We start from the raw sequence: 22849 nt of genomic DNA, 5'->3' as shown, positions 1-22849 counted from the left end.
CAGCCGACGGGATAGCCGTTCCGTCGCTAAAGCGCGTCGCGATCTTTCAGATTCGCTCCTCGCGCTTTAGGTCCTTGTTTTTACGCATGTCGTTGTCGCAAAACCGCTGCACACTTTTGCGCGACATGCTCTAGCGGCCGCAGCTGAGGCCGGTTTGCGGGTCGAAGAGATGCATTGCTTCCTCGTCGAAAAGGAGGGTGAGCTTTTCATTGTCGCGGATTGGCGTGCGTGGTGGCAGGCAGGCCATCAGGCGCTGATTTCCGGCAAGGGCGGTGACGACGAGTTCCGGGCCGGTCAGCTCTGCGACTTCAAGGATTGCCTCGATCGACGGGCCGGTGCCGTCTGTGCGAAGCGCCTCGGGACGAATGCCGAGGATAAAGTCGCGGCCATTGCCGGCCGTCTCGCGGAAACGAGCGGGCAGGGGCAGGCTGACATCGGAGCCTGAAAGCGCCAGGCGACCGTCACGCGCCGTTGCCTTCAGCAGGTTCATCGGCGGCGCGCCGACGAAGGTCGCGACATAGAGCGTTGCCGGATGGTTGTAGATCTCCTCCGGCGTGCCCAGCTGCTCGATGCGGCCGTCGCGCATGACGGCGATGCGGCTTGCAAGCGTCATCGCCTCGATCTGGTCATGGGTGACATAGACGACCGTGGTCTTCAGCATCTGATGCAGCCGCTTGATCTCGGTGCGCATCTCCATGCGCAGCTTGGCGTCAAGGTTGGAGAGCGGCTCGTCGAAGAGGAATACCTCCGGCTTGCGCACCAGCGCACGGCCGATGGCGACGCGCTGGCGCTGGCCGCCGGAAAGCTGGCTCGGCTTGCGGTCGAGGAGGTTTTCGATCTGCAGGAGCTTTGCGGCGTCGCGCACGGCATTGTCGCGCTCCGGCGCCGGCACCTTGCGCATTTCCAGGCCGAAGCCGATGTTCCGGTGCACCGTCAGATTGGGATAGAGCGCGTAGGATTGAAAGACCATGGCGATATCGCGGTCCTTCGGATGCACGCTGAGCACCGAGCGGCCGCCGATCCTGACATCGCCGCTCGTCGCCTCGGCAAGGCCGGCGATGATGTTCAGCAGGGTGGACTTGCCGCAGCCGGAGGAGCCGAGCAGCACCAGGAATTCGCCGCTTTCCAATGAGATGTCGATGCCTTTCAGCGTCTCGACGTCGCCATAGGTCTTGCGGATATTCTGAATTTCGAGCGCGCTCATCGCACAGGCTCCTCGGGAGATGACGGGCCGTCATAGTCGCGGGGAAGGGTGGATATGGCGCGCGAGGCGACTGCGGTTCCCGCCTCCAGACAAGAAATCAGCGGCTCATCGCTTGCGAGCGCGGCAAGGAAGGCGGCGTTGAAGACATCGCCGGCGCCGATCGTATCGACGACCTCGACAACGGGTGCCGTCACCGAAACCAACAGGCCGTCCGGCCCGATCGCGAGAGCGCCGTCCGGGCCGCGCTTGACGACGATGATCGCACCCTCCGGCATATGCGACCTGATGTGACGGGCCGCCTCGACCGGATCGGCAATGCCGGCAAGTGTCGTTGATTCGACCTCGTTCAGCAGCGCGATACCGCTGCGGGAGAGCCATGCGCGTGTCGCTGCGCAATTCTCGTCTGTCCAGCCGTCGAGTGGCCAGCCGGTATCGAGCGCGACGGTGATGCCATGGCTGTCGGCCCAGTCAAAGAAGGCGTCATAATCCGCTGTCAGGTCATCGGTCAGGAACGAGCCGCAGAGAAGGGCGTAGCCGCCCTGCAGCCTGGCACCCTCGATGACGGCGAAGACATCTGCCAGGCTGAAACGCGGCAGGTGGCCTTTTGTCGTGAAGAAGGTGCGCTCGCCGTCCGGATGGGTGATGCCGACGGAGAGCGTCGTTTTCTCCGGACGTACCGGCCACTTGTCGGAACGGTGGCCGAAGGCTTCGCTCAGCCAGCGGCCGAACTGGTCACTGCCGATATTGGCGGAGATCTCGAATTCGACGCCAAGCGCTTGCCAGGCGAGCGCGCTGTTGCCGGCGGCTCCGCCAACCCGTAACTCGTCATGATCGACGATGATTTCCGTCCCGGCCTTCGGCCAGGGGGCGGCCGGTCCGAGGATGAGGTCGATGTTGACGTTGCCGATGACTGCAAGCGGCCGCATTCATTCGCTCCGGGTGATCTTGGTGGATCGGACCGGCGTTCCGGCATTTTCCACGCGGGCATCGGCAAAGGCGATCATCAGCCGCTGGGCGACCGGCAGCATGGCGAAGATCGCGGCAAGGCCGGTTGCCGGGGCAAAGCGGATCGTCACCGCGCCGGCGACCGCCGCTTCGCCCGAGGCGTCGAAAAGGATGACGGGGGCGCCGGTCTCGACGGCGGATGTCGCCATTGCCGTCACCAGGCCGGCCGTCTCGTCGAAGCCACGGAACAGCACGACGCCGATCTCCGGCCCCAGCATTTCCATCGGCCCGTGGCGCAACTGGCCGCCTTCGAGCGAGAAGCAGGGACGGCGCGACAGTTCCGTCAATCCGAGCGCCAGCGCCTCGGCGATACCCTGCAGCCGGCGGCCTGACGTGACGATGGTCGCGACATTTTCGAGGGCGGTGAGCGCGGCGGCGATGTCATGGTCTTCCGGCGTTTTGAGGGCGGCAATCGCGGCGTCTGGATCGTCACCGAGGGTGGCGAGGATTGCCAGATGCAGGGCGAAGGTCACCGTCAGGCTCCGGGTCGCGGCGAAGGCAAGCTCGGTGCCGCCGGTGCCGATGAGTGACGGGGCGGCGCTTGCGAGGAAGGAGCTGCCTTCGAGTGTCAGGCCGAAGGTCTCCTCGGTGCCGCCGGTTTCGTTGAACCAGCGCACGACCTCGGCGCTTTCGCCGGATTGCGAGGTGACGAAGATCGTCCTACCGGCGATCGGCAGCGGCTGGCCGAGCTGCTCGGACAGCGGCATGGCGACGGTATCAATGCCGAGGGCACGGTAGAGTGGCTCGACGGCGCGGTTGACGGCATGCGAACCGCCCATGCCGATGAGCAATAGCCGCCCGGTCCGCTTCAGCGAGGCGGCGGCCCTCGTGGCCATCGGCTGGGCCGCTTCATAGGAGGAGATCGCATCGGCATGCTGGCGGGCCATTTCGCGATCGATCGCGGCAAGTCCGGCCGGCCGGGGTCTTTCTGCTGTCATGTTCATCCCTTGACGCCGCCGCTGGTGAGCCCCGAAATCAGGGCGCGTTGCATGACAAGACCGATCAGCACCGGGGGCAGGGCGGCGAGCACGCCTGCCGTCGCGATCAGTCCGTAATCGGAAACGCGGCCGCCGGCGAGATCGGCGATGGCGACGGTCAGCGTCTTGGCGCGCTGGTCCGAGGTGAAGAGCAGCGCATAGAAGAATTCATCCCAGGCAAGCAGGAAGGCAAAGAGGCTCGACGTCGCCATCACGGGGGCGGCGAGCGGCAGCGTGATGATCCTCAACGTCTGGAACAGGCCGGCGCCGTCGATCATCGCCGCGGATTCGATCTCGCGCGGGATGGAATCGAAGCCCGATTTCATCAACCAGGTGGTGAAGGGCGCGAGAATTGTCAGATAGACGAGGGCGAGGCCGAAGACGTTGTTCAGCATGCCGAGATGGGAGAGGCCCATATAGAGCGGCACGGCGAGCGCCACCGGCGGCAACATGTAGGTGGCGATCACCATCGATAGCGACCAGCCGACCGAAGGTGTGCGCGACACAGCCCAGCCGGCCGGAATGGCGAGCGCGATGGCGGCGATCGTCGCCATGCCCGCCACCTCGATGCTGTTGCGCAGCGACGAGGTGAAGGCGGCGCCGGCGCTGTTTTCGATCGTCGAGAGCAGTACGCCGTAGCGAGAGAAATCCACCGTCTGCGGCCACCAGCGCAGCGGCTTTGCGGCAAGGTCGGCGGCCGGCGAGATGCTCATGATGAACAGCCACAGGATCGGCGCCAGGATGACGGCGGCAAGCAACAGCGCGCAGAGATGAATGAAGACAGAAAAGAGCGGGCTCTGGCGTTCCATCAGGCCGCACTCCCGGCGGTCTTGCGCACCAGAGCGGCGTAGGCGGCAGCAAGCAGCGTCACCAGCAGCGTGACGATCAATGCCAGCGATGCGCCCGAACCTGCCCGCTGGAAGGAGAAGGCTTCCTGATAGACGAGGATCGACAGCGTGCGCGTGCTGTTGGCCGGGCCGCCGCGGGTCATGACCCAGATGATGTCGAAGACCTTGAAGGCTTCGATCGTGCGCAGCACCAGGGCCACCATCAGCGGGCCGGCGAGATAGGGCAGGATGACGAAGCGGAAGCGAGCGAAAGCGCCGGCGCCGTCGACCAGCGAGGCGGCGGTGATGTCGCGCGGCACGGCCTGGAGGGCGGCCAGTGCGATCAGCGCCACCAGCGGGAAATTCTTCCAGCAGTCGGCGACGATGAGGGCCGCCAGCGCCGTGCCCGGTTCGCCGAGCCAGGAGCGGTAGGCCTCCAGCAGTCCGAGTTGGGTCAGCGCGGCGTTTAGCGCGCCGTATTCGGGATTGTAGATCAACCGCCAGAGTGTGGCGTTGACGACGGTCGGCAGTGCCCAGGGCAGGATCATCAGGGCGCGCAGCGCGGTGCGGCCGCGAAACTGCTGGTTCAGCAGCAGGGCTGCCAGAACGCCGATCGCCATTTCGGCGGCGACCGAGACGATCGCGAACCATGCGGTGGTGATCAGCGTGCGCTGGAAATTCGAGCCGGTGATCATCTTCGCGTAATTGTCGATGCCGACGAAGTTTCCTTCGGTGCCGACGAGCTTGGCATCGGTGAAGGAGAGGCCGACGGTATCGATCAGAGGCCAGCCGATGACTGATATCATGACCACGAGAAGCGGCAGCATCAAAAGCCACGCGCGCGTTGTCAGCCAAGTGCCCGACATCAAGGCGACCCTTCTTCATTATCGGTTTGGAGACCGGGCGACGGCGGGCGCCGCCCGGGGTTTCATGGCTTAATCAGAGGCCGCTATTGTCGGCCGCCGACTTCAGCGCATCTTCGGGAGAGGACTGGCCGAGCAGCGATTCCTGGATCGCCTGTTGCAGCGCGGTCGAGAGCTCCTGATATTTCGGCGTCGTCGGACGCGGATACATCGCGGCAAGGCCGATCTTGGCGGCGGAGATCAATTCTTCCTGACCCTTGGTGACATCAGGGTCCTCATAGGAGGACGCCCAGATCGGCAAGCTGAGCTTGGCATAGGCATTCTGCGTCGCCTGCGAGGTCATGAAGGTGATGTATTTCCAGGCCTCATCAGGATGCTTGCTGGCCGAGGTGATGCCGAGGCCCATCGAGCCGTTGACGGCCGAAGCCTCGCTTTTGCCGGCAACACCCGGCGCCGGCACGACGCCGACCTTGCCTGCGACCTTGCTGTCCTTCGGATCGTTGGCCATGTTGTACATGTAGGTCCAGTTCAGCGCGAAGGCGGCATCGCCGTTTTCGAAGACCTTACGGACGTCCTCTTCGAGGAATTCCTTGGAGTTCGGATTGGTGAGGCCCGAGGAATAGCTGGAGACCATGTATTTCAGTGCATCGAGGCCACCGCCGGTCTGGAAGGCCGGCTTGCCGTCCTTCAGGAAATCGCCGCCATAGGCGCTGACGAGCGTGGTGTAATCGCAGATCGCGGCTTCGGCCTGCGACCAGCTCCAGGCGATCGGCGTGGCGAGCAGGCCCTTGTCCTTGATGGTCTTTGCCTGTTCGGTCAGCTCGTCCCAGGTCTTGGGCGGAGTCTTGATGCCGGCCTTTTCGAGGATCTCCTTGTTGTAGAACAGGTATTTGGTGTCGAGGATCCACGGCATGCCGTAATATTTGCTATCATATTGCACGGTGGTCCAGGCTCCCGGCAGCACACCTTTCTTCATCTCGTCGGTGACGCGAGAGGAGACGTCGACCAGCACCTTGTTGCTGGCGTATTCTGCCGGCCAGATGACGTCGAAGAGGACAACGTCGTAACCGCCGCCGGAACCCTGCGCCAGCACCGTCTTGTCGTGCAGGCCTTCATAGGGAACGAATTCGAGATTGACCTTGATATCGGGGTTCGCCTTGGCGAAGGCGTCGGTCATGGCGCGCACATCGGCCTCGCTATAGGCGGCCTGGGCCATGAAAAGCGCGTTCAGCGTCGTTTCGGCGAAAGCATGCGGCGCAAGGGATGCGCCGATCAATGCCGCACCGAGAAGCGTCTTGTTAAGGGATTTCAGCATTGCAGCCTCCAGTTTTTGACATTTACGCATTGCCGAGGGCGGTTCTCCGCCATCGGTGTTCGAGCAAGCACGCGCGGAAAGCGTGCCGGTTCGTCGTCTCGGAGCGTCGTTGGAGCCGTTGCCCGCCTCCTGCGTTCCCTGGAACTCTCCGGTTCCTCATTAAGTCAAGTGTATTGACTTATTACTTCTTCAACATTCTATTGGAGTCAAGAGGGAATTGCACATGAATGACAGCCGCCCGATCCGGGCCAAGAGCGGCACCAATCACGAAGGCACCAGCGCACATAACCGGCGCGTGATGATCGATGCCCTGAGGATCAACGGCGCGCTTTCACGCGCCGATCTGGCGCGGGCGACGCGGCTGACCAAGCAGACGGTGTCCAATATCATCGAGGAACTCGAGCGCGACGGTCTCGTCAGTTCGCAGGAGGCGGTGAGAAGGGGCAGGGGCCAGCCCTCGACACCCTATGGCCTAGTGCCCGAGGGCGCCTTTGCGATCGGCCTGCAGATCGACCGGCATGTGACGCGGGCGGTCGCCGTCGATCTCGTCGGCAGTGTTCTCGTGCGTGATGAGGCCGGGCTACCACCTGGAGGTCCGTCGAATGGGACGAAGGTCATCCTCGACCTCGTCGCCGGCATACGCTCAAAGCTTGCCGGGGTCGTCCAGCAGTCGGAAAAGCGGCTGGTTGGCCTCGGCGCCGCCATGCCTGGGCCTTTCGGGGTTGCCGGCAGCGGTGACGATCCTTGGATGATGGAGGCCTGGCAGAAATTTCCGTTGTTGGAAACGCTGACCGCCGGCACCGGGCTCGATGTCGGCCTGCAGAACGATGCGGCGGCGGCGGCGACCGCCGAGCGCATGGTGGGAGTTGCCCACGGCCTCGACCACGCCGTCTGCCTCTTCGTCGGCTATGGCATCGGCGCCGGCCTCATTCTGAACGGCGAACTCTACCGCGGCACCAACGGCAATGCCGGCGAGATCGGCATGGCGCTGCTGTTTGCCGACGGCAAATCGACGCCGCTCGAACATCGCGCCTCGCTCGCCTCGCTCTATCAGCATCTATCGGTCGATCCCGCCGACCCTCATCTCCACGCACGTATCAACGATCTTGCCTTGAGAGGCGATCAAAGCATCGACGCCTGGGTTGAGGCGGCCGCTGTGGACCTGCGCTGGAGCATCCATCTCATCGAGACGCTGTTCGATCCGCAGACCGTCATCCTCTGCGGCAGCGCGCCGGAAGCGCTGGTGAACAGGTTGATTGCGGCAATCGGCCCATTGCTGCCCTCGATCGCCGAACGTAGTGGCCGGACGCTGCCGCGCCTGCAGTCCGGCATGGCCGATCCCTGGTCGGTGGCGCTTGGCGCTGCGGCCGGACCGATCAGCCGTGCGTTCGATCCGCGTTTTGCTGCAATTTTGAAGGATTCCCTTTGATTTGGAGGCTGAAACCGGGCGTTGCACAGCAGTGTAAGGGCAAAATGCGGCTGTTTTGCAAGTTTCGTTCCAGCTGGGCGCGCGAATAAAGGCGCTTCTTTCCAATATAATTGAACATTAAACGCGTTCTAAAATTGCGTTTATTTTAATGTAGATATATAGTATTTCAAATAGATTTGAAATCTATACAAAAGTTCTTTAAATATTTCCCGAAATGTTACGAATAATGATTGTATGACTGCTTTGTGACAACTGGAATTGGAACATTTCATGTCATGTAATATTCATTGGCGGCGGCAATTTCAACCAGCTAATAGGGCGTGCGCTGAAAGTGCGCGTCCTTTTACGTTCGAGGTTCTCATGCAAGCCAAGCTTCTCGGCGCCGTTGGCGCCCTTCTCGCTACAGCGTTTCTTGCTGGTCCCGCTGCCGCCGCCGATAAGACCAAGATCGACTTCTGGTTCGGCAATTCCGGGGACATCGCAAAGCGTGTCCAGGAGCAGTGCGATCGCTTCAACCAGTCGCAGGCCGACTACGAAGTCGTCTGCACCAGCCAGGGCAGCTATGACGCCTCCCTGCAGAACACCATCGCCGCCTTCCGCGCCGGCAAGCAGCCGACCATCGCCCAGGTCTCCGACGCCGGCACCCTCGACATCATGCTCTCCGGCGCCTACTACCCGGCAAACAAGCTGATGACCGACATGGGCTATACCGTCGACTGGAAGGACTATTTCTCCGGTATCTCCGGCTATTACGCGACATCGAAGGGCGAGATGTACTCCTTCCCCTTCAACTCCTCGACCGCTCTTCTCTACTGGAACAAGGACGCCTTCGCCAAGATCGGCAAGGATCATGCTCCGGCAACCTGGAAGGAAGCAGGCGAGGACCTCAAGGCTCTGAAGGATGCAGGCTATGCTTGCCCACTCGGCTTTGACATCTCCAACAATGAAGTCTGGCAGTACATCGAGCAGTTCGAAGCCGTCAACGGCGAAGCGATCGCCACGAAGAAGAACGGCTTTGAAGGTCTGGACGCCGAGCTGGTGTTCAACAAGAACCCGCTTCTCGTCAGCTACGTCAAGGATCTCAAGTCCTGGTACGACGACAAGCTTGTCGTCATCAAGAACAAGGCTGTCGGCCAGACCTTCGTCGAAGCCTTTGCCGCCGGCGATTGCCAGGTCATCCTGACCTCGGTCGGCGACCACGGCAATGTCGGCCGCACCGCCAAGCAAGGCATGAACTGGGACGTTGCCATGCTCCCGACCTACGGCGACGCAGCCCGTCACAGCTCTTACGTCGGCGGCGCTTCGCTCTGGGTTCTGCAGGGTCACTCCGACGCCGAATACAAGGCTGCCGCTGCCTTCTTCAACTTCATCGCAAAGCCGGAAGAAGCTCTTACCTGGTCGACCGTTACCGGCTACATCCCGGTTCGCAACTCCGGTTTCGAATATCTGAATAAGCAGGGCTTCTACGGCAAGGCGCCTTATGCCGGCCGCGAACTCGCCATTCAGAGCCTGACCGCTTCTCCGGCTGGCGATGCGGCTCCGCAGGGCATCCGCCTCGGTGGCCTGCTGCAGGTCCGCACCGAAATCGCCAATGGTCTGCAGGCAATCTTCGTTAACAATGCCGATGTCCAGGCTTCGCTCGACAGTGCTGCCGAACGCGGCAATACGCTGCTCCGTCGCTTCCAGCAGACCTACAAGAACGTTCAGCTCCCCTGATCGCTTGGATAATGAGCCGCACCCGGCCCGCGTTTTGCGCGCCGGGTGCGTCTTTGTAAGTCTCAAATTGTCGCGGATGCGGCCTCGCCGCGCACGCCTAAAGCGCGTCGCAATCTTTCCGGTTCGCTCCTCGCGCTTTAGATCTATATTTTGACGCATGTCGCTACAGCAAAACTGCTGCGCGACATGCTTTAAACCAAACCAGGACGAAAACGACCACTCATGGAAAAGCGCGTCACTTTCTCCTCGACGACGATCGGACTGCTCTTCGCATTTCCGATGCTGTTGCTGATCTTCGTCTTCTTCTACTGGCCGAGTGCGCAGGCGCTCTATTGGGCGTTCACGCTCGAGCAGCCATGGGGCGGCGGTAATGCCTGGGTCGGTTTCGACAATTTCAGACAGCTGCTCACCGATCCTGTTTATTGGGACTCGATCACCCGCAGCATGATCTTCGGCTTCAGCTCGACGGCCATTGCCATGGGGCTGGCGCTGATCCTGGCGCTTTTGACGGATCGGGAGCTGCGCGGCCACAAAGTCTATCGGTCAGTCTTCATCTGGCCTTATGCAATTGCCGCTCCCGCTCTCGGCCTCGCCTTCCGCTTCATCCTGGCGCCGGAGGCCGGCCTTCTGTCGGTTATCAACCACGTCTGGCCCGGCCTCTGGAACCCCGCACTCGACGGCAAGGACGCGATGATCGCCGTCATTGTCGCCTTCTCCTGGAAATATATCGGCTACAACTTCATCTTCTTCCTCTCGGCGCTGCAAGGCATTCCGCGCTCGCTGATCGAGGCCGCCGCAATGGACGGTTCGGGACCGATGCGCCGTATCTGGGATATCCAGCTGCCCCTGCTGACGCCGACGCTGTTCTTCCTGCTCGTCATCAACATCACCGAGAGCTTCCAGGATTCCTTCGGTATCGTCGACATCATGACGCAGGGCGGCCCGGCGCGTGCCACCGAGCTCATGGTCTACAAGATCTATTTCGACGGCTTCAGAGGTCTCGACTATTCGGGCGCCGCAGCGCAGTCCATCATCCTGATGGTGCTGGTTGTCCTACTCACCATCTTCCAGTTCCGCTTCATCGAGCGGCGGGTGCACTACAAGTGAGGTCGCGGACATGATCGAACGCACGCCGATATTCAACTTCATCTGCTATAGCCTTCTCGCGCTCGGTATGGTGATCGCGCTTTTGCCTTTCGCCATCGTCATCATCGCGTCGACGCTTGATCTGGAGACGGTCAATCGCGTGCCGCTGCCGCTGACGCCGGGCTCGCATTTCTGGGAAAACGCTGAGACCGCCTGGGTTCGCGCCGATCTCGGCAACAAGCTATTCCACAGCATCATCTTCGCCGCAACCGTCGGCGCCGGCAAGGTCATGCTGTCTTCCATGGCAGCCTTCTCGATCGTCTACTTCCGCTTCCGTGGCCGGTATGTGATTTTCTGGATCATCTTCATCACGCTGATGCTGCCGCTGGAAGTCCGCATCGTGCCGACCTATTCGATCGCGGCCAACGCCCTGCAGCCTTTCCAGACGATCCTCGACGTCACCGGCATAAGCTGGCTCGTTGCGCAGATCACCGGCATGCAGATCAAGCTCGAATGGGGTCTGCTGAATTCCTATCCCGGTCTCGTTTTGCCGCTGGTCGCAACCGCGACCGGTACCTTCCTCTACCGGCAGTTCTACCTGACGGTTCCGGACGAGCTTGCCGAGGCCTCGAAGATGGACGGATCAGGCCCGGTCCGGTTCTTCTGGGACATTCTTCTGCCGCTCTCTCGCCCAAATATGATCGCGCTCTTCACCATCATGTTCGTCTGGGCCTGGAACCAGTATCTCTGGCCGCTGCTGATCACCACCGATCCGAATTTCGGCATCGCCGTGACGCAGCTCAAGACCCTCATCCCGTCCGAATTCGGTCTGCCCGACTGGAACGTCGCCATGGCCGGAACCCTGATCATCATGTCGCCGCCATTGATCCTCGTCATTCTGATGCAGCGCTGGTTCGTACGCGGCCTTATCTCCACCGAGAAGTGAAGGAGTATTCCCTTGGCACCGATCTCCATTCGTGGCGTGAAGAAAAACTACGGCAAGACCCCCGTCGTTCACGGCGTCGATCTCGACATCCAGTCGGGCGAGTTCATCGTCATCCTCGGCCCATCCGGCTGCGGCAAGTCCACGCTGCTGCGCATGATCGCCGGCCTCGAGGAAATCACCGGTGGTGAAATCGCCATTGACGGCCGCGTCGTCAACCAGCTGGAGCCGCGCGAGCGCGGCTGTGCCATGGTGTTCCAGAACTATGCGCTTTATCCGCATATGAGCGTTGCCGAGAATATCGGCTACGCATTGAAGGTGGCCGGTGTCTCGAAGGCAGAGCGGAGCCGGCGCATCGGCGAGGTCGCCAAGGCGCTCAGCCTCGAACCCTTCCTCGAACGCCGGCCGGCCGCTCTTTCCGGCGGTCAGCGCCAGCGCGTCGCCATGGGCCGGGCGATGATTCGCGAGCCGAAGGTGTTTCTCTTCGACGAACCGCTGTCGAACCTTGACGCCAAGCTGCGCATTGCCATGCGCGCTGAAATCCGCCGCCTGCACCGCCGCCTCGGGGCCACTTCGATCTTCGTCACGCATGACCAGACCGAGGCGATGACGCTGGCCGATCGGCTGGTGGTAATGAACGGCGGCAGGGTGGAGCAGGTCGGCACGCCCGAAGAGGTCTATCATCATCCGGTCTCGCGCTTCGTTGCGGGCTTCGTCGGCACGCCGGCGATGAACCTGCTCGAGGGCACGATCAATGACGAGGGCGTCTTCGTCTACGATCAGAGCCGCATGGTGGCGCTGCCACGCGAGCGCGCCGCACCGCTGAAAGGCAAACGCGTCGTGCTCGGCATGCGTGCTGAGGCCGCCCGGCTGGTGGCCCCGGATGCGCCAGGCGCCTTGGTAGCAACGACCGATTTCATCGAAGAGCTCGGCGCAAGCCGCATCGTCCACGCCGATTTCGACGGGCTACCCTTTGCCGTGGCGCTGACTGAGGCCGTGAAGGTGAAGTCGGGCGATCCGATCGGCATCGCGATCGATTACGACCAGATCCACCTCTATGCCGCCGATACCGGCCGGATCATCGAGAAGCCTGTTATGAACAGCGCAGGCGTCGTCCACGCCTAAAGCGGTCTGCGACGTTCCTTTGCTATGATCTTGGCAGAGCGTTCGGCGGCTGAGGATGTCAGCCGCTTGCTCGACGGTGAATTGCTCTAACGGTGGATCGGGTCGATCCAAGCGACGTCTTCCGGCTTTTCGACCGGCTCGATGTCGAGGTTGACGACGACCGGTTCCTGACCTGATCGGACGAGCACGCATTCCAGCGTCTCGTCGCGGCTGGCGTTGATCTCCTGATGCGGCACATAGGGCGGAACATAGATGAAGTCGCCGGGGCCGGCCTCCGCGGTATACTCCAGATGCTCGCCCCAGCGCATGCGGGCCTTGCCCTTGACCACGTAGATGATGCTTTCGAGATCGCCGTGATGATGGGCGCCGGTCTTGGCGTTGGCATGGATCGTCACCGTGCCGGCCCAGATCTTCTCGGCCCCGGCGCGCGCATTGTTGATCGCGGTCGCGCGGTTCATGCCTGGCGTCTGCGCGGTGTTCGGATCGAGCGAATTGCCGGGAATGACCTTGACGCCATGTTCCCGCCAGTCGACGTGATGATGCTCGTGGTCGTCGCCCATGCCTTGCCTCCACCTTCGATCTGAGCAGTCTAGGCGGGCGTCGAGCAGCGGCCAAGTGGATTCACGGCTGCCCGGGGTTTCATGAGTGCGCCTGCAAGCGTTCTCGATGACTGCCGGATGCTGATATATCTGATTGGCACGAACATGCCGGCTGGTCGCCCCAGGCGGAATAGTTTTTGTCGAAAGTCGGAAAAGCTAGACGAAGTTGGACTGCACAATATGTCGGCACCTCGATAGCTTCTTTGCACAACGAAAGAGCCGAGCCGATGAGCCACCTCCCGCAGATCGATTACGACACCGCCTCGGAAGAGGTTCGTGCGGCGCATGACGAGGAAGTCAGGCTGCGCGGGCGCATGACCAACATGAAGCGGACGCTACTGCACTCGCCGGCCGCTCACCACATCTATGCCGAATGGTTCACGCTGCGCGCCGAGCTCGATCCCGCCATCAGCGACCGGGAAATCTGGATCTTCTCGCATGCGATCTCGAAGGCGGCGAAATCGAAGATCGCCATCACCTTCTTTCGCCGGGCGCTGATCAACAAGGGTTTCGATCCTGACGCGCTGGAGCTTTCCGAAGAGGAGGCGCTGCTGGACGCTTTCGGTAAGGCGATCGTTACCGATTCCAACGCCGTTCCCGCCGAAATCTGGGCGAAGCTGAAACAGCGCTACGAAACCAAGGTGCTCGTCGATCTCGTCGCCTTTGCCGGCATCATGCTTGCCACCGCCGTCTTCAACAATGTCGTCGAGGTCGATTTCGACCCCGAGCTTGAAGCTTTTGCCGAAGGCAACAGTTCATCCGCATCCTGAATTTCAAAGATCATTTGAGGGAGTCCATCATGTCTATCATCACCAAGCGCTCGCGCCTGCTCGGGACCGTTTTCGGTCTTGCGCTGGTTTTAGGCGCAACCGCCACACAGGCCGAGACGCCGGCCAATGTTCTCGTCGTTGCGCAGTCGATCGACGACGCCGTCAGTTTCGACCCGGCCGAAGGATTCGAGCTCACCACCGTGCAGTCCTTCAACAATCTCTATCAGCGACTCGTCCAGTCGAACCGCGAGGATGGCACCAAGATCGAGCCGGCGCTCGCTGCTTCCTGGGAAGCGGGCAGCGATGGCAAGAGCCTGACCTTCGCGCTCACTGACGCCAAGTTTTCTTCCGGCAATCCGGTGCGTCCCGAAGACGTGGTCTTCTCGCTGACTCGCGCCGTGAAGCTCAACAAGTCGCCGGCCTTCATCCTCAACGAACTCGGCTGGACGGCCGACAATGTCGATACTGCCGTCACGAAGGTCGACGACACGCATGTGAAGCTCACCTGGAGCGCCGATGTCGGTTCGGGCTTCGCGCTGTCGCTGCTGACGGCGCCGATCGCTTCCGTCGTCGACGAGAAGACAGTCGCCGCGGAAGCCAAGGACAATGATTTCGGCAATGCCTGGCTGAAGGTCAATTCGGCCGGCAGCGGTGCCTATACGATCGCCACCTACACGCCGCACGAAGCGCTCGTGCTGCAGGCGAATGCGAATTCCTCCGACAAGCCGAAGCTCGAAAGCGTCATCATCCGCAATGTGCCCGATGTCGGCGCCCGCCGCCTGCTCGTCGAGCAAGGCGATGCCGATATCGCACGCGGCCTCTCGGCCGACCAGATCGATGCGTTGAAGGGCAAGAGCGGCATCAAGGTCCTCTCGGTCCCGTCTGCCCGCACCGATTATATCCTGCTCAACAGCAAGGCGAACGAGACGCTCGGCAAGCCGGCCTTCTGGGAAGCGGCGCGTTACCTCGTCGATTACGACGGCATTACCAAGAACCTGCTGCGTGGCCAGAGCAATGTGCACCAGGCCTTCCTGCCGGTCGGCTTCCCCGGCGCGCTGACGGACAATCCGTTCAAGCTCGACGTCGAGAAGGCGAAGAAGATCCTCGCCGACGCCGGCATCAAGACGCCGTTCAAGGTTGAATTCATCGTCTTCAACGACCAGCCGTTCCTGTCAATCGCGCAGTCGCTGCAGTCGACCTTCGCCCAGGCAGGCATCGATCTCGACATCCAGCCGGGTGTTGCGAGCGACATCTATGCCCGCGGCCGTTCCGGCAAGTTCGAGATGACGCTGCGCTACTGGATCCCGGATTATTTTGATCCGCATTCCAATGCCAGCGCCTTTGCGATCAACCGCGACAACTCCACCAACACGGCCGCCAAATATGCCGGCTGGGTGATCCCGGAGCTGACCGACGAGACGCTTGCCGCCGTTAAGGAGCAGGATGCCGCCAAGCGCGTTTCGCTCTATCAGGACCTGCAGAAGAAGATCCAGGCAAGCTCGCCCTTCGTTTTCATGCTTCAGGGCAATGACCAGGTCGTGCTAAGCGACAAGGTGAAGAACTACGCCCAGGGCCTGAACGCCGATCAGGTCTATTACGACAAGGTTGAGAAATAAGTGCCGCAGACGGCAACACCTTTGACTGCCGACACCAACGACTCCCGCCAGAGCAGACGCTGGCGGGAGTTGTCTTTCGTCCGGCCACTTCTCAAGTGGCTCTGGTCCTTTGCGCTGACTCTGTTCGGCCTGGCGCTCGTCACCTTCACCATGACGCGGCTGTCGCCGATCGATCCAGCGCTGCAGCTCGTCGGCGATCACGCGAGCCAGTCGACCTACGAGGCTGCGCGTGTCGAACTCGGGCTCGATCAGCCGCTGCCGGTGCAGTTCCTGCGTTATCTCGAAACGGCACTCTCCGGCAATTTCGGCCAGTCGATCTCGACAGGCCAGCCGGTGGCGAAAGATATCGCCCGCACCTTTCCGGCGACGATTGAGCTTGCGACCGCGGCGATCATCCTTGGTGCTGCCATCGGCCTTGCGCTCGGTATTGCGGCCGCCATGCGGCAGGGCACATGGGTGGATAGCGCTGCCCGCTTCGTGTCGCTGTTCGGTTATTCCGTGCCGATCTTCTGGCTCGGGCTGCTGATGCTTCTACTCTTCTATGCCCGCCTGCACTGGGCACCAGGGCCTGGCCGGGCGGACGTCGTCTTTCAGTACACGGTCAAGCCGATCTCCGGCTTTGCGCTGATCGATACATGGATGTCCGGCAAGACAGGTGCCTTCAGGGACGCGTTGGCGCATCTGGCGCTGCCGGCGATCGTGCTCGCCTTCCATGCGCTTGCCGCGATCTCGCGGCTGACGCGGGCGGCGATCCTCACCGAGCTCGGACAGGAATATGTGACGACGGCCCGTGCCAAGGGCGCCAGCCTTAGCCGTATTACCTTCATCCACATCATGCCCAATATAGCGGGTACGCTGCTGACCGTGATCGCGCTTTCCTATGCGAGCCTGCTCGAAGGCGCGGTGCTGACCGAGACCGTCTTTGCCTGGCCGGGCATCGGCCGTTACCTCACGACGGCGATGTTTGCCGGCGACATGCCAGCGATCCTCGGCGCCACACTCGTCGTCGGCGCGTCCTTCGTGCTGCTCAATGCGCTGACCGATCTCGGCGTCTCGCGCCTCGATGCGGGGAGGCGGCGATGAGCGTGATCGTGCATGCTCCGGTCGGCGGGCCGTCCTTCCTCAAGCGCATGCTGCGCTCACCCTCGGCGGCAGCCGGTCTTGTCGTCGTTGCCGTCATCCTGCTTGCCGCACTTCTTGCGCCAGTAATCGCCCCTTACGACCCCAACCTGCAGGAAACCGCCAACCGGTTGATGCCGCCGACCTCGGCGCATTGGTTCGGCACCGATGCCTTTGGCCGGGATATACTGTCGCGGCTGATCTATGGCGCGCGGCCGACCCTGCTGCTGGTGCTTGTCGTCGTTCTGCTGATGGCGCCGCTCGGCATCGTCGTCGGCATTCTCGCCGGTTTCTTCGGCGGGCTGACCGAACGCCTGTTGATGCGCGTCACCGATATCGTCATGTCCTTCCCGCGCCTGTTGCTCGCCTTTGCCTTCGTCGCCATCATGGGACCGGGCCTGATCAACGGCGCGCTGGCGCTGGCGCTGACAAGCTGGCCCGCCTATGCCCGGCAGGCCCGCGTCGAGACAGCGGCCCTGCGGCGCAGCGATTATCTTGCCGTCGCCGAAATGGTCGGTATCAAGGGTGTCCGGCTGCTCTGGGGGCATATCCTGCCGTTGGTGCTGCCATCCGCCATCATCCGGCTGGCGCTCGATCTCTCTGGCATCATCCTCGCTGCCGCCGGCCTCGGCTTTCTTGGCCTCGGCGTGCGTCCGCCAACGGCGGAATGGGGATCTATGGTTTCGGAAGGAACGCAGGTGATCTTCGATCAATGGTGGGTGGCGGCGGTGCCGGGTCTTGCAATCTTCATCACGTCATTCGCTTTCAACCTGCTTGCCGACGGGCTGCGCGATATCCTGGATCCACGCCATGACTGAGCCGCTTCTTTCCGTCGAGGATCTGACAATTTCCTTTCCCTCCGAGGCCGGCCTTCTCCGCGTCGTCGACGGCATCTCCTTTGCCATCGGCCGCGAGGTGGTGGCGCTCGTCGGCGAATCCGGTTCCGGCAAGTCGATGACCGGCCGCGCGATCATGGGCCTGCTGCCGCGCCAGGCGGATATCCGGGCAAGGCGGCTGGAGTTCGACGGGCAGGATCTCACAGCACTTTCGCCCTCCGGCTGGAACAGGCTGCGCGGCGCCGGCATCGGCCTCATCCTGCAGGATCCGAAATATTCGTTGAATCCGGCGCATCGGATCGGCCGGCAGGTCGAGGAGGCATTGCTGCTGCATGCCCGGCTCTCGGTTGGCGAGCGGCGCGACCGCGCTCTCGACATGCTTGACAAGGTCGGACTGCCCGATCCGAAGCGGGTCTATTCGAGTTATCCCGCAGCGCTTTCCGGCGGCATGGGGCAGCGTGCGATGATCGCCGCCATGCTGATCAACCGCCCGAAGCTTTTGATCGCCGACGAACCGACTTCGGCGCTCGATCGCGGGCTGCAGGACCAGATCCTGACGTTGCTGCGCTCGCTGACGGAAGAGCTCGGCATGGGGCTGCTGCTGATCAGCCACGATCTGCAGCAGGTTTCGCGTTATGCCGACCGGGTGATGGTGATGCGGCGGGGCAGGATCGAGGAGGAGATGGCATCCGCCGATCTCGCCAATGCGAAATCGGCCTATACCAGGGCGCTCTGGGCAGCACGGCCTTCGGCCGCCACCTACGGCACGCATCTGCCAGTCTATGGAGAAGAGCCATGACCGCGCTTTCCCTGGACAATCTTTCCGTCACTTTCCATGGCCATGGCCAGGGCGGCGGCAAAGGCTTCACCGCCGTTCGCGATGTGAGCTTCACAGTTGCATCAGGCGAGACCTTCGGGCTGATCGGCCCTTCCGGCTGCGGCAAGACGACGGTGTTGCGCGCCGTTGCCGGATTGAATATCGGCTGGCAGGGTGCCATCAGCGTGTTCGGCGAGCCGCTGCATCCGGGCCGGAAGATTACCGGCGCGCTGCGCGGCAATATCCAGATGGTGTTCCAGGATCCCTATTCCTCGCTGCATCCGCGCCATCGCATCTCGCGTATCCTGGGCGAGCCGTTGTCGCTGCGCGGCATTGCCGGCGTCGAGGAGGCGGTGCGTATCGCGCTCGATCAGGTCGGCCTCTCGGCTGCGATCGCCGGCCGCTACCCGCATCAGCTTTCCGGCGGCCAGCGCCAGCGTGTTGCCATCGCGCGGGCGCTGCTGCTGAAGCCGAAGCTGTTGTTGCTCGACGAGCCGACTTCGGCGCTGGACGTCTCGGTGCAGGCGGAAATTCTCAATCTGCTCAACGATCTGAAGGCTGCACATGGCATGACCTTCGTGCTGGTCAGCCACGACCCCGGCGTCGTCGCCCATATGTGCGACCGTGCCGTCACCATGCAGGCGGGCGGCATCGAAAGCCTGCTCGACCGCGCCGCGCTGTCTGGAAACGGCTGGGTCGAGCAGTCAAGCCTTCGCTGAGTTTCAGCCAAGCGGCAGGATCAGCACGTCGCGTGGCGGCACGACGATGCCGCCGTTACTGACATAGTCGATGGGCCAGGTCGCCTTGTCCTGCGCAAGTGCCCCCCGGGCGAGTGTCACTTCGGTCTTCTGCGCCGTTCTCGTCGGATTGACGAGCCAGAGGAAGCTGCCCTTTTCCCCCTCGTGGACGCGAGCGAAGAGGGCGGTGTTCGACAGCGTCACATGCCGCTTCTTTCCACTCCATCTCAGCAGTTCGGCAAAGAATGCGCCGTTCGCCTTTCCCTGTGTGCGGTAATAGGCAACGGAGGGATTGGTGCCGATCAGCAGCGTGCGGCCCTTGCCGTAGGTATATTCGACGACGGCAAGACGGCCGTCGGTGAAGTGGCCGCGTCCCGTTCCGCCGGTCAGCCGATAAGATTGCAGGAAGCCGCCACCGTCGACCGCCGCGCCGTCCAGATCGAAATGGATGCGGTCGCCGACATCGGGCATGAATTCGACTTCCTCCTCGCGCGCGCCGAAGATCTCGTCGAGGCCCATGTTCGGCTGGACGGTGCCGACCTGACCACGATCGCCGAAATAGCCGGGGCATGCTTCGGCAATCAGCGTGCCGCCGTTTTCGACCCAGGCTTTCAGGCTCTTTGCCTGTTCTGATGTGAACATGATCGGGTAGGGGAAATAGAGGAAATCATAGGCCGCGATGTCGTCGATATGCACCCAGTCCGGCTGCACGCCATTTTCGAGGAAGGCCCGATACGCCCCCCACATGGCTTCGGGATAGGGTTTCTCCTTGCGGTCGTGGTTCAGGAGGTAATCGAACTCCTGGGTTTCGCGAACGACAAGGATGCCGACTTCGCCGCGCACCGGCTTTGCCTCCCAGAGGGCACTTTGCGCCTTGTCGTTTGCCCATTTCGCCATGGCGCTTGCCATGTCGGAGCGCGGCGTGCGCGAGCCGTCCATGCCGTAGGAGCCGAAGGCGCCGAAGAGCGGACCGTCGAGCAGCGGGCGCCAGCGCAGATTGATCACGCCGCGGGCGCCGCCGGCAAGCGAGGTCATGCTCCAGAGACGGATGTCCTCGGGCTCGGCGACGCGGCCGTCTTCCTTGTCGCGGCCGATCACCTGCGGCTGCAGCCAGAGCGGCCCGCCCTGGCGTTCGGCATGCCAGAACGGTTTGCCGCGGGCGGCGGCACGGTTGATGTCGACGCCGTACCAGTTCTTCCAGGCTTCCGACCCCTTGCGGGCCTGGATCCAGGTGAAGCCGTAAACCTCGACCTTGGATGCGGCGAGCCAGTCGTCGCAGCCGTTGGCCGCCATGTTGGGAATTGCGCCGGATATGCCGTGGGCAACGATGGTGTTCTTCTGGTCGACGGCGCGGATGGTGTCGATGCGCCATTGCATCTGGTCGTAGAAATTGTCGCGCTTGAACTGCAGCCAATCGATGCATTCGGGGTAGGGCGCCATGTGCACCGGCGGCTCGATATCGTCCCATTCGGCAAAGCTGTAGCGGTACCAGGCTTTCGCCAGGATCTTCAGGCTGCCGTACTTCTTCTCCAGCCATTTGCGAAAGGCTGATTTGGCATAGGGGCTGTAGTCGACATCGGCGGAATAGTTGCACTCGTTCCAGACGTCATAGCCATAGATCGCCGGATGATCCTTGTAGCGGGTGGCGAGCGCGGTCAAGAACTTGCCGGCGGCTTCCTTCACTTCGGGGCAGTTCAGCGTCAGGGCGCCGGCGCCGCCACCATTGTTGGAGAAGCCGCCGGTCGCCGACGAGACGCCCATATAGGAACCGAGTTTGGTGCCGTCGGCATTGACCTGCAGCGCATGAGCATATTTGCGCACTGCCCAGTCCGGCACGGCATGGATCAATTCGGCGATGACGGTCTTGATGCCGTTTGCAGCGGCAAGGTCCATCTGACGGTCGTATTCCTCCCAATCGTAGACGCCGGGGGCGGTTTCGATCGCGCTCCACATGAACCAGTGGCGGAAGATGTTGAGGCCGTCCTGCCCGGCGGTGGCGTAGTCGCGTTCCCAATCTTCGCGGGGCGGGTTGGACTTGCGGAAATAGACGGCGCCGTAGGGCAGCTGGATATCTTTGTTGAGCATTTTCCTGTCCTTCTCTATCGATGACCGGACATGGCTTCGCCGTCCGGAAAGAAGGCTCCGGCAGTCGGCAATCGAAGATGTCGTCCGGTTGTTCTAAAAAGCGTTGATCTAGCGCGGCCCTCCGGCGAGGAGTTCCAGAGTGCGGATGAGGGCGGAATGGTCGCGTTCGCCGTCGCCATTGGCGATGGCGGCATTCATCAGCTGCTGCGTGGCGGCCGTGTTCGGCAGCGACAGATCGAGTGCGCGGGCGGCATCGACGGCAAGCGTCATGTCCTTGCGGTGCAAGCGGATGCGGAAGCCGGGCTCGAAGGTCTCCTTGACCATGCGCTCGCCATGCACTTCGAGGATGCGCGAGGAGGCAAAGCCGCCCATCAGCGCGGTGCGCACCTTGGCCGGATCGGCGCCGGCACGCTTGGCAAACAGCAGCGCTTCGGCAACCGCCTCGATCGTCAGACCGACGATGATCTGGTTGGCGACCTTCGCCGTCTGGCCGTCGCCGCTACCGCCGAGATGGGTGATGTTCTTACCCATCTTTTCGAAAAGCGGCTTGGCGCGCTCGAAAACCTGCTCCTTGCCGCCAACCATGATCGTCAGCGTGGCGGCCTTGGCGCCGACCTCACCGCCGGAAACCGGGGCATCGAGATAATCACAGCCGAGCGCCTCGATGCGTTTGGCGAAAGTCTTGGTGGCGACCGGCGAGATCGAGCTCATGTCGATAACCAGCTTGCCCTGGGAAAGGCCGGCGGCGACGCCGTCTTCGCCGAACAGAACCGCCTCGACATCTGGTGTATCCGGCAGCATCAGGATGACGATGTCGGAAGCGTGCGCCACCGCCCTGGCGCTTGTTGCGGCTTTGCAGCCCTTGTCGACAAGATGCTGCGAGGTTTCCTTCACGCGGCTCAGATGCAGCGTGTGGCCGGCGTCGATCAGGTGTTCCGCCATCGGGCGGCCCATGACGCCCAGTCCGATAAATCCGATGTTCATGCTGTCCTCGCTGACTTCAGATAGGGTTTCATCCAGCCGAGGCCTTCGCTGGTGCCGGATTTCGGCTTGTACTCGCAGCCCACCCAGCCGTCGTAGCCGAGGCGATCGAGCTCGGAGAGGATGAAACCGTAGTTGATCTCACCGGTGCCGGGTTCGCCCCGGCCGGGATTGTCAGCGATCTGGACATGGGCAATCTTCTCCTTCAGCCGGATGAAGGTGGGGATCAGGTCGCCCTGCATGATCTGCATGTGGTAGAAATCATACTGGATGTAGAGATTGTCCGAGCCGACCCGGTCGAGAATGCGTTCGGCATCAGCTGTGGTCGACAGGAAGAAGCCGGGAATATCGCGCAGGTTGATCGGCTCGACCAGCAGCTTGACGCCGACGTCGGCACAACGCTTTGCTGCATATTTCAGATTGTCGACCAGCACCGTTTCCAGCGTTTGAAGGTCTGCACCCTTCGGCACCAGCCCGGAGATGACATTCACCTGCCGGCAATCGAGCGCTGCGGCATAATCGAGCGCCTGCGCGATCCCGTTGCGGAACTCCTCTACGCGGTCCGGCAGGCAGGCGATGCCACGCTCGCCGCCGGCCCAGTCGCCTGATGGCACGTTGAAGAGCGCCTGTTTCAGGCCGCTCGCCTCCAGCGCCTCGGCGACCTTCTCCTTGGGTTCGGCATAGGGGCCGAGATATTCGAGGGCGCCGAAGCCGTCCTCTGCGGCTGCCGTGAAGCGGTCGAGAAAGGGCAGGTCCTGGTAGAGGAAGGAAAGGTTTGCGGAAAATTTCGGCACGGGAT

Annotated in this window: 21 protein-coding genes; 11 read left to right on the top strand and 10 right to left on the bottom strand. The window is 62.3% G+C overall.

The genetic code is table 11. The features are described from left to right. Positions 1-130: 130 nt before the first annotated feature. The 6 genes from AC2444_RS17170 to AC2444_RS17145 form a co-directional block, all read right to left on the bottom strand. Positions 131-1204, bottom strand: coding sequence for an ABC transporter ATP-binding protein (locus AC2444_RS17170; RefSeq protein WP_012758758.1), 1074 nt, complete (start codon positions 1202-1204; stop codon positions 131-133). Further along, complete coding sequence (locus AC2444_RS17165; protein ID WP_012758757.1) at positions 1201-2130, bottom strand: PfkB family carbohydrate kinase; 930 nt, start codon at positions 2128-2130, stop codon at positions 1201-1203. Before AC2444_RS17165 ends, AC2444_RS17170 begins: the two co-directional genes overlap by 4 nt. Beyond that, complete coding sequence (locus AC2444_RS17160) at positions 2131-3153, bottom strand: SIS domain-containing protein (protein ID WP_017995015.1); 1023 nt, start codon at positions 3151-3153, stop codon at positions 2131-2133. Continuing rightward, on the bottom strand, positions 3150-3995 hold the full coding sequence (locus AC2444_RS17155) for a carbohydrate ABC transporter permease (protein ID WP_012758755.1): 846 nt from the start codon (positions 3993-3995) through the stop codon (positions 3150-3152). The genes AC2444_RS17160 and AC2444_RS17155 overlap by 4 nt, the downstream gene beginning before the upstream one ends. Next, positions 3995-4879, bottom strand: coding sequence for a carbohydrate ABC transporter permease (locus AC2444_RS17150; RefSeq protein WP_012758754.1), 885 nt, complete (start codon positions 4877-4879; stop codon positions 3995-3997). The genes AC2444_RS17155 and AC2444_RS17150 overlap by 1 nt, the downstream gene beginning before the upstream one ends. A gap of 73 nt (positions 4880-4952) precedes the next feature. Further along, entirely contained in the window at positions 4953-6191 is a 1239-nt protein-coding gene (locus AC2444_RS17145; RefSeq protein ID WP_012758753.1) for an extracellular solute-binding protein, read from the bottom strand. Between the two features lie 223 nt (positions 6192-6414). On the opposite strand from AC2444_RS17145, the gene AC2444_RS17140 reads away from it, so the two are divergent. The 5 genes from AC2444_RS17140 (at position 6415) to AC2444_RS17120 (ending at position 12490) form a co-directional block, all read left to right on the top strand. Then, positions 6415-7620 carry an ROK family transcriptional regulator gene (locus AC2444_RS17140; RefSeq protein WP_012758752.1) on the top strand — a complete coding sequence of 402 codons (1206 nt, stop codon included), beginning with the start codon at positions 6415-6417 and terminating at the stop codon, positions 7618-7620. Positions 7621-7980: 360 nt separating this feature from the next. Next, positions 7981-9336, top strand: coding sequence for an extracellular solute-binding protein (locus tag AC2444_RS17135; RefSeq protein WP_012758751.1), 1356 nt, complete (start codon positions 7981-7983; stop codon positions 9334-9336). Between the two features lie 222 nt (positions 9337-9558). Further along, positions 9559-10443 carry a carbohydrate ABC transporter permease gene (locus tag AC2444_RS17130; protein WP_012758750.1) on the top strand — a complete coding sequence of 295 codons (885 nt, stop codon included), beginning with the start codon at positions 9559-9561 and terminating at the stop codon, positions 10441-10443. Between the two features lie 10 nt (positions 10444-10453). Next, positions 10454-11368, top strand: a complete 915-nt coding sequence (locus tag AC2444_RS17125; RefSeq protein WP_012758749.1) for an ABC transporter permease subunit — start codon at positions 10454-10456, stop codon at positions 11366-11368. A gap of 12 nt (positions 11369-11380) precedes the next feature. Then, positions 11381-12490: a sn-glycerol-3-phosphate import ATP-binding protein UgpC gene (locus AC2444_RS17120; protein ID WP_012758748.1), complete on the top strand. Its 1110-nt coding sequence runs from the start codon at positions 11381-11383 to the stop codon at positions 12488-12490. An 86-nt stretch (positions 12491-12576) separates the two neighbouring features. Here the strand turns inward: AC2444_RS17120 and AC2444_RS17115 are convergent, their stop codons facing one another. After that, positions 12577-13050, bottom strand: a complete 474-nt coding sequence (locus tag AC2444_RS17115; protein WP_003542461.1) for a cupin domain-containing protein — start codon at positions 13048-13050, stop codon at positions 12577-12579. A 266-nt stretch (positions 13051-13316) separates the two neighbouring features. Between AC2444_RS17115 and AC2444_RS17110 the strand changes: the two genes are divergently transcribed. The 6 genes from AC2444_RS17110 to AC2444_RS17085 are packed head-to-tail and all read left to right on the top strand — an operon-like array spanning position 13317 to position 18966. After that, the gene (locus AC2444_RS17110; RefSeq protein ID WP_012758747.1) at positions 13317-13859 is read left to right on the top strand and encodes a carboxymuconolactone decarboxylase family protein; all 543 of its coding nucleotides are present in this window, start codon (positions 13317-13319) and stop codon (positions 13857-13859) included. Positions 13860-13888: 29 nt separating this feature from the next. Further along, on the top strand, positions 13889-15475 hold the full coding sequence (locus AC2444_RS17105) for an ABC transporter substrate-binding protein (protein ID WP_128438268.1): 1587 nt from the start codon (positions 13889-13891) through the stop codon (positions 15473-15475). Further along, entirely contained in the window at positions 15476-16558 is a 1083-nt protein-coding gene (locus AC2444_RS17100; RefSeq protein ID WP_012758746.1) for an ABC transporter permease, read from the top strand. It begins immediately after the preceding gene. After that, positions 16555-17412, top strand: a complete 858-nt coding sequence (locus AC2444_RS17095) for an ABC transporter permease (protein WP_012758745.1) — start codon at positions 16555-16557, stop codon at positions 17410-17412. The genes AC2444_RS17100 and AC2444_RS17095 overlap by 4 nt, the downstream gene beginning before the upstream one ends. After that, positions 17405-18229 carry an ATP-binding cassette domain-containing protein gene (locus AC2444_RS17090; RefSeq protein WP_012758744.1) on the top strand — a complete coding sequence of 275 codons (825 nt, stop codon included), beginning with the start codon at positions 17405-17407 and terminating at the stop codon, positions 18227-18229. The genes AC2444_RS17095 and AC2444_RS17090 overlap by 8 nt, the downstream gene beginning before the upstream one ends. Continuing rightward, a complete protein-coding gene (locus AC2444_RS17085) occupies positions 18226-18966 on the top strand; it encodes an ABC transporter ATP-binding protein (RefSeq protein ID WP_012758743.1) in 741 nt (246 codons plus the stop codon). The genes AC2444_RS17090 and AC2444_RS17085 overlap by 4 nt, the downstream gene beginning before the upstream one ends. Positions 18967-18969: 3 nt before the next feature. Here AC2444_RS17085 and AC2444_RS17080 read toward each other — a convergent pair whose 3' ends face one another. The 3 genes from AC2444_RS17080 to otnI all read right to left on the bottom strand — a co-directional run bounded on the left by AC2444_RS17080 (position 18970) and on the right by otnI (position 22844). Further along, positions 18970-21069: a beta-galactosidase gene (locus AC2444_RS17080; RefSeq protein WP_012758742.1), complete on the bottom strand. Its 2100-nt coding sequence runs from the start codon at positions 21067-21069 to the stop codon at positions 18970-18972. A gap of 108 nt (positions 21070-21177) precedes the next feature. Beyond that, on the bottom strand, positions 21178-22053 hold the full coding sequence (locus tag AC2444_RS17075) for a 2-hydroxy-3-oxopropionate reductase (protein ID WP_012758741.1): 876 nt from the start codon (positions 22051-22053) through the stop codon (positions 21178-21180). Then, positions 22050-22844: a 2-oxo-tetronate isomerase gene (otnI, locus tag AC2444_RS17070; protein WP_012758740.1), complete on the bottom strand. Its 795-nt coding sequence runs from the start codon at positions 22842-22844 to the stop codon at positions 22050-22052. Before otnI ends, AC2444_RS17075 begins: the two co-directional genes overlap by 4 nt. Positions 22845-22849: the final 5 nt, after the last annotated feature.

It is taken from the genome of Rhizobium sp. WSM1328, from assembly GCF_057653715.1.
Note: the sequence above shows the minus strand (reverse complement) of the source record. Positions and strands in the feature narration are given on the sequence as shown.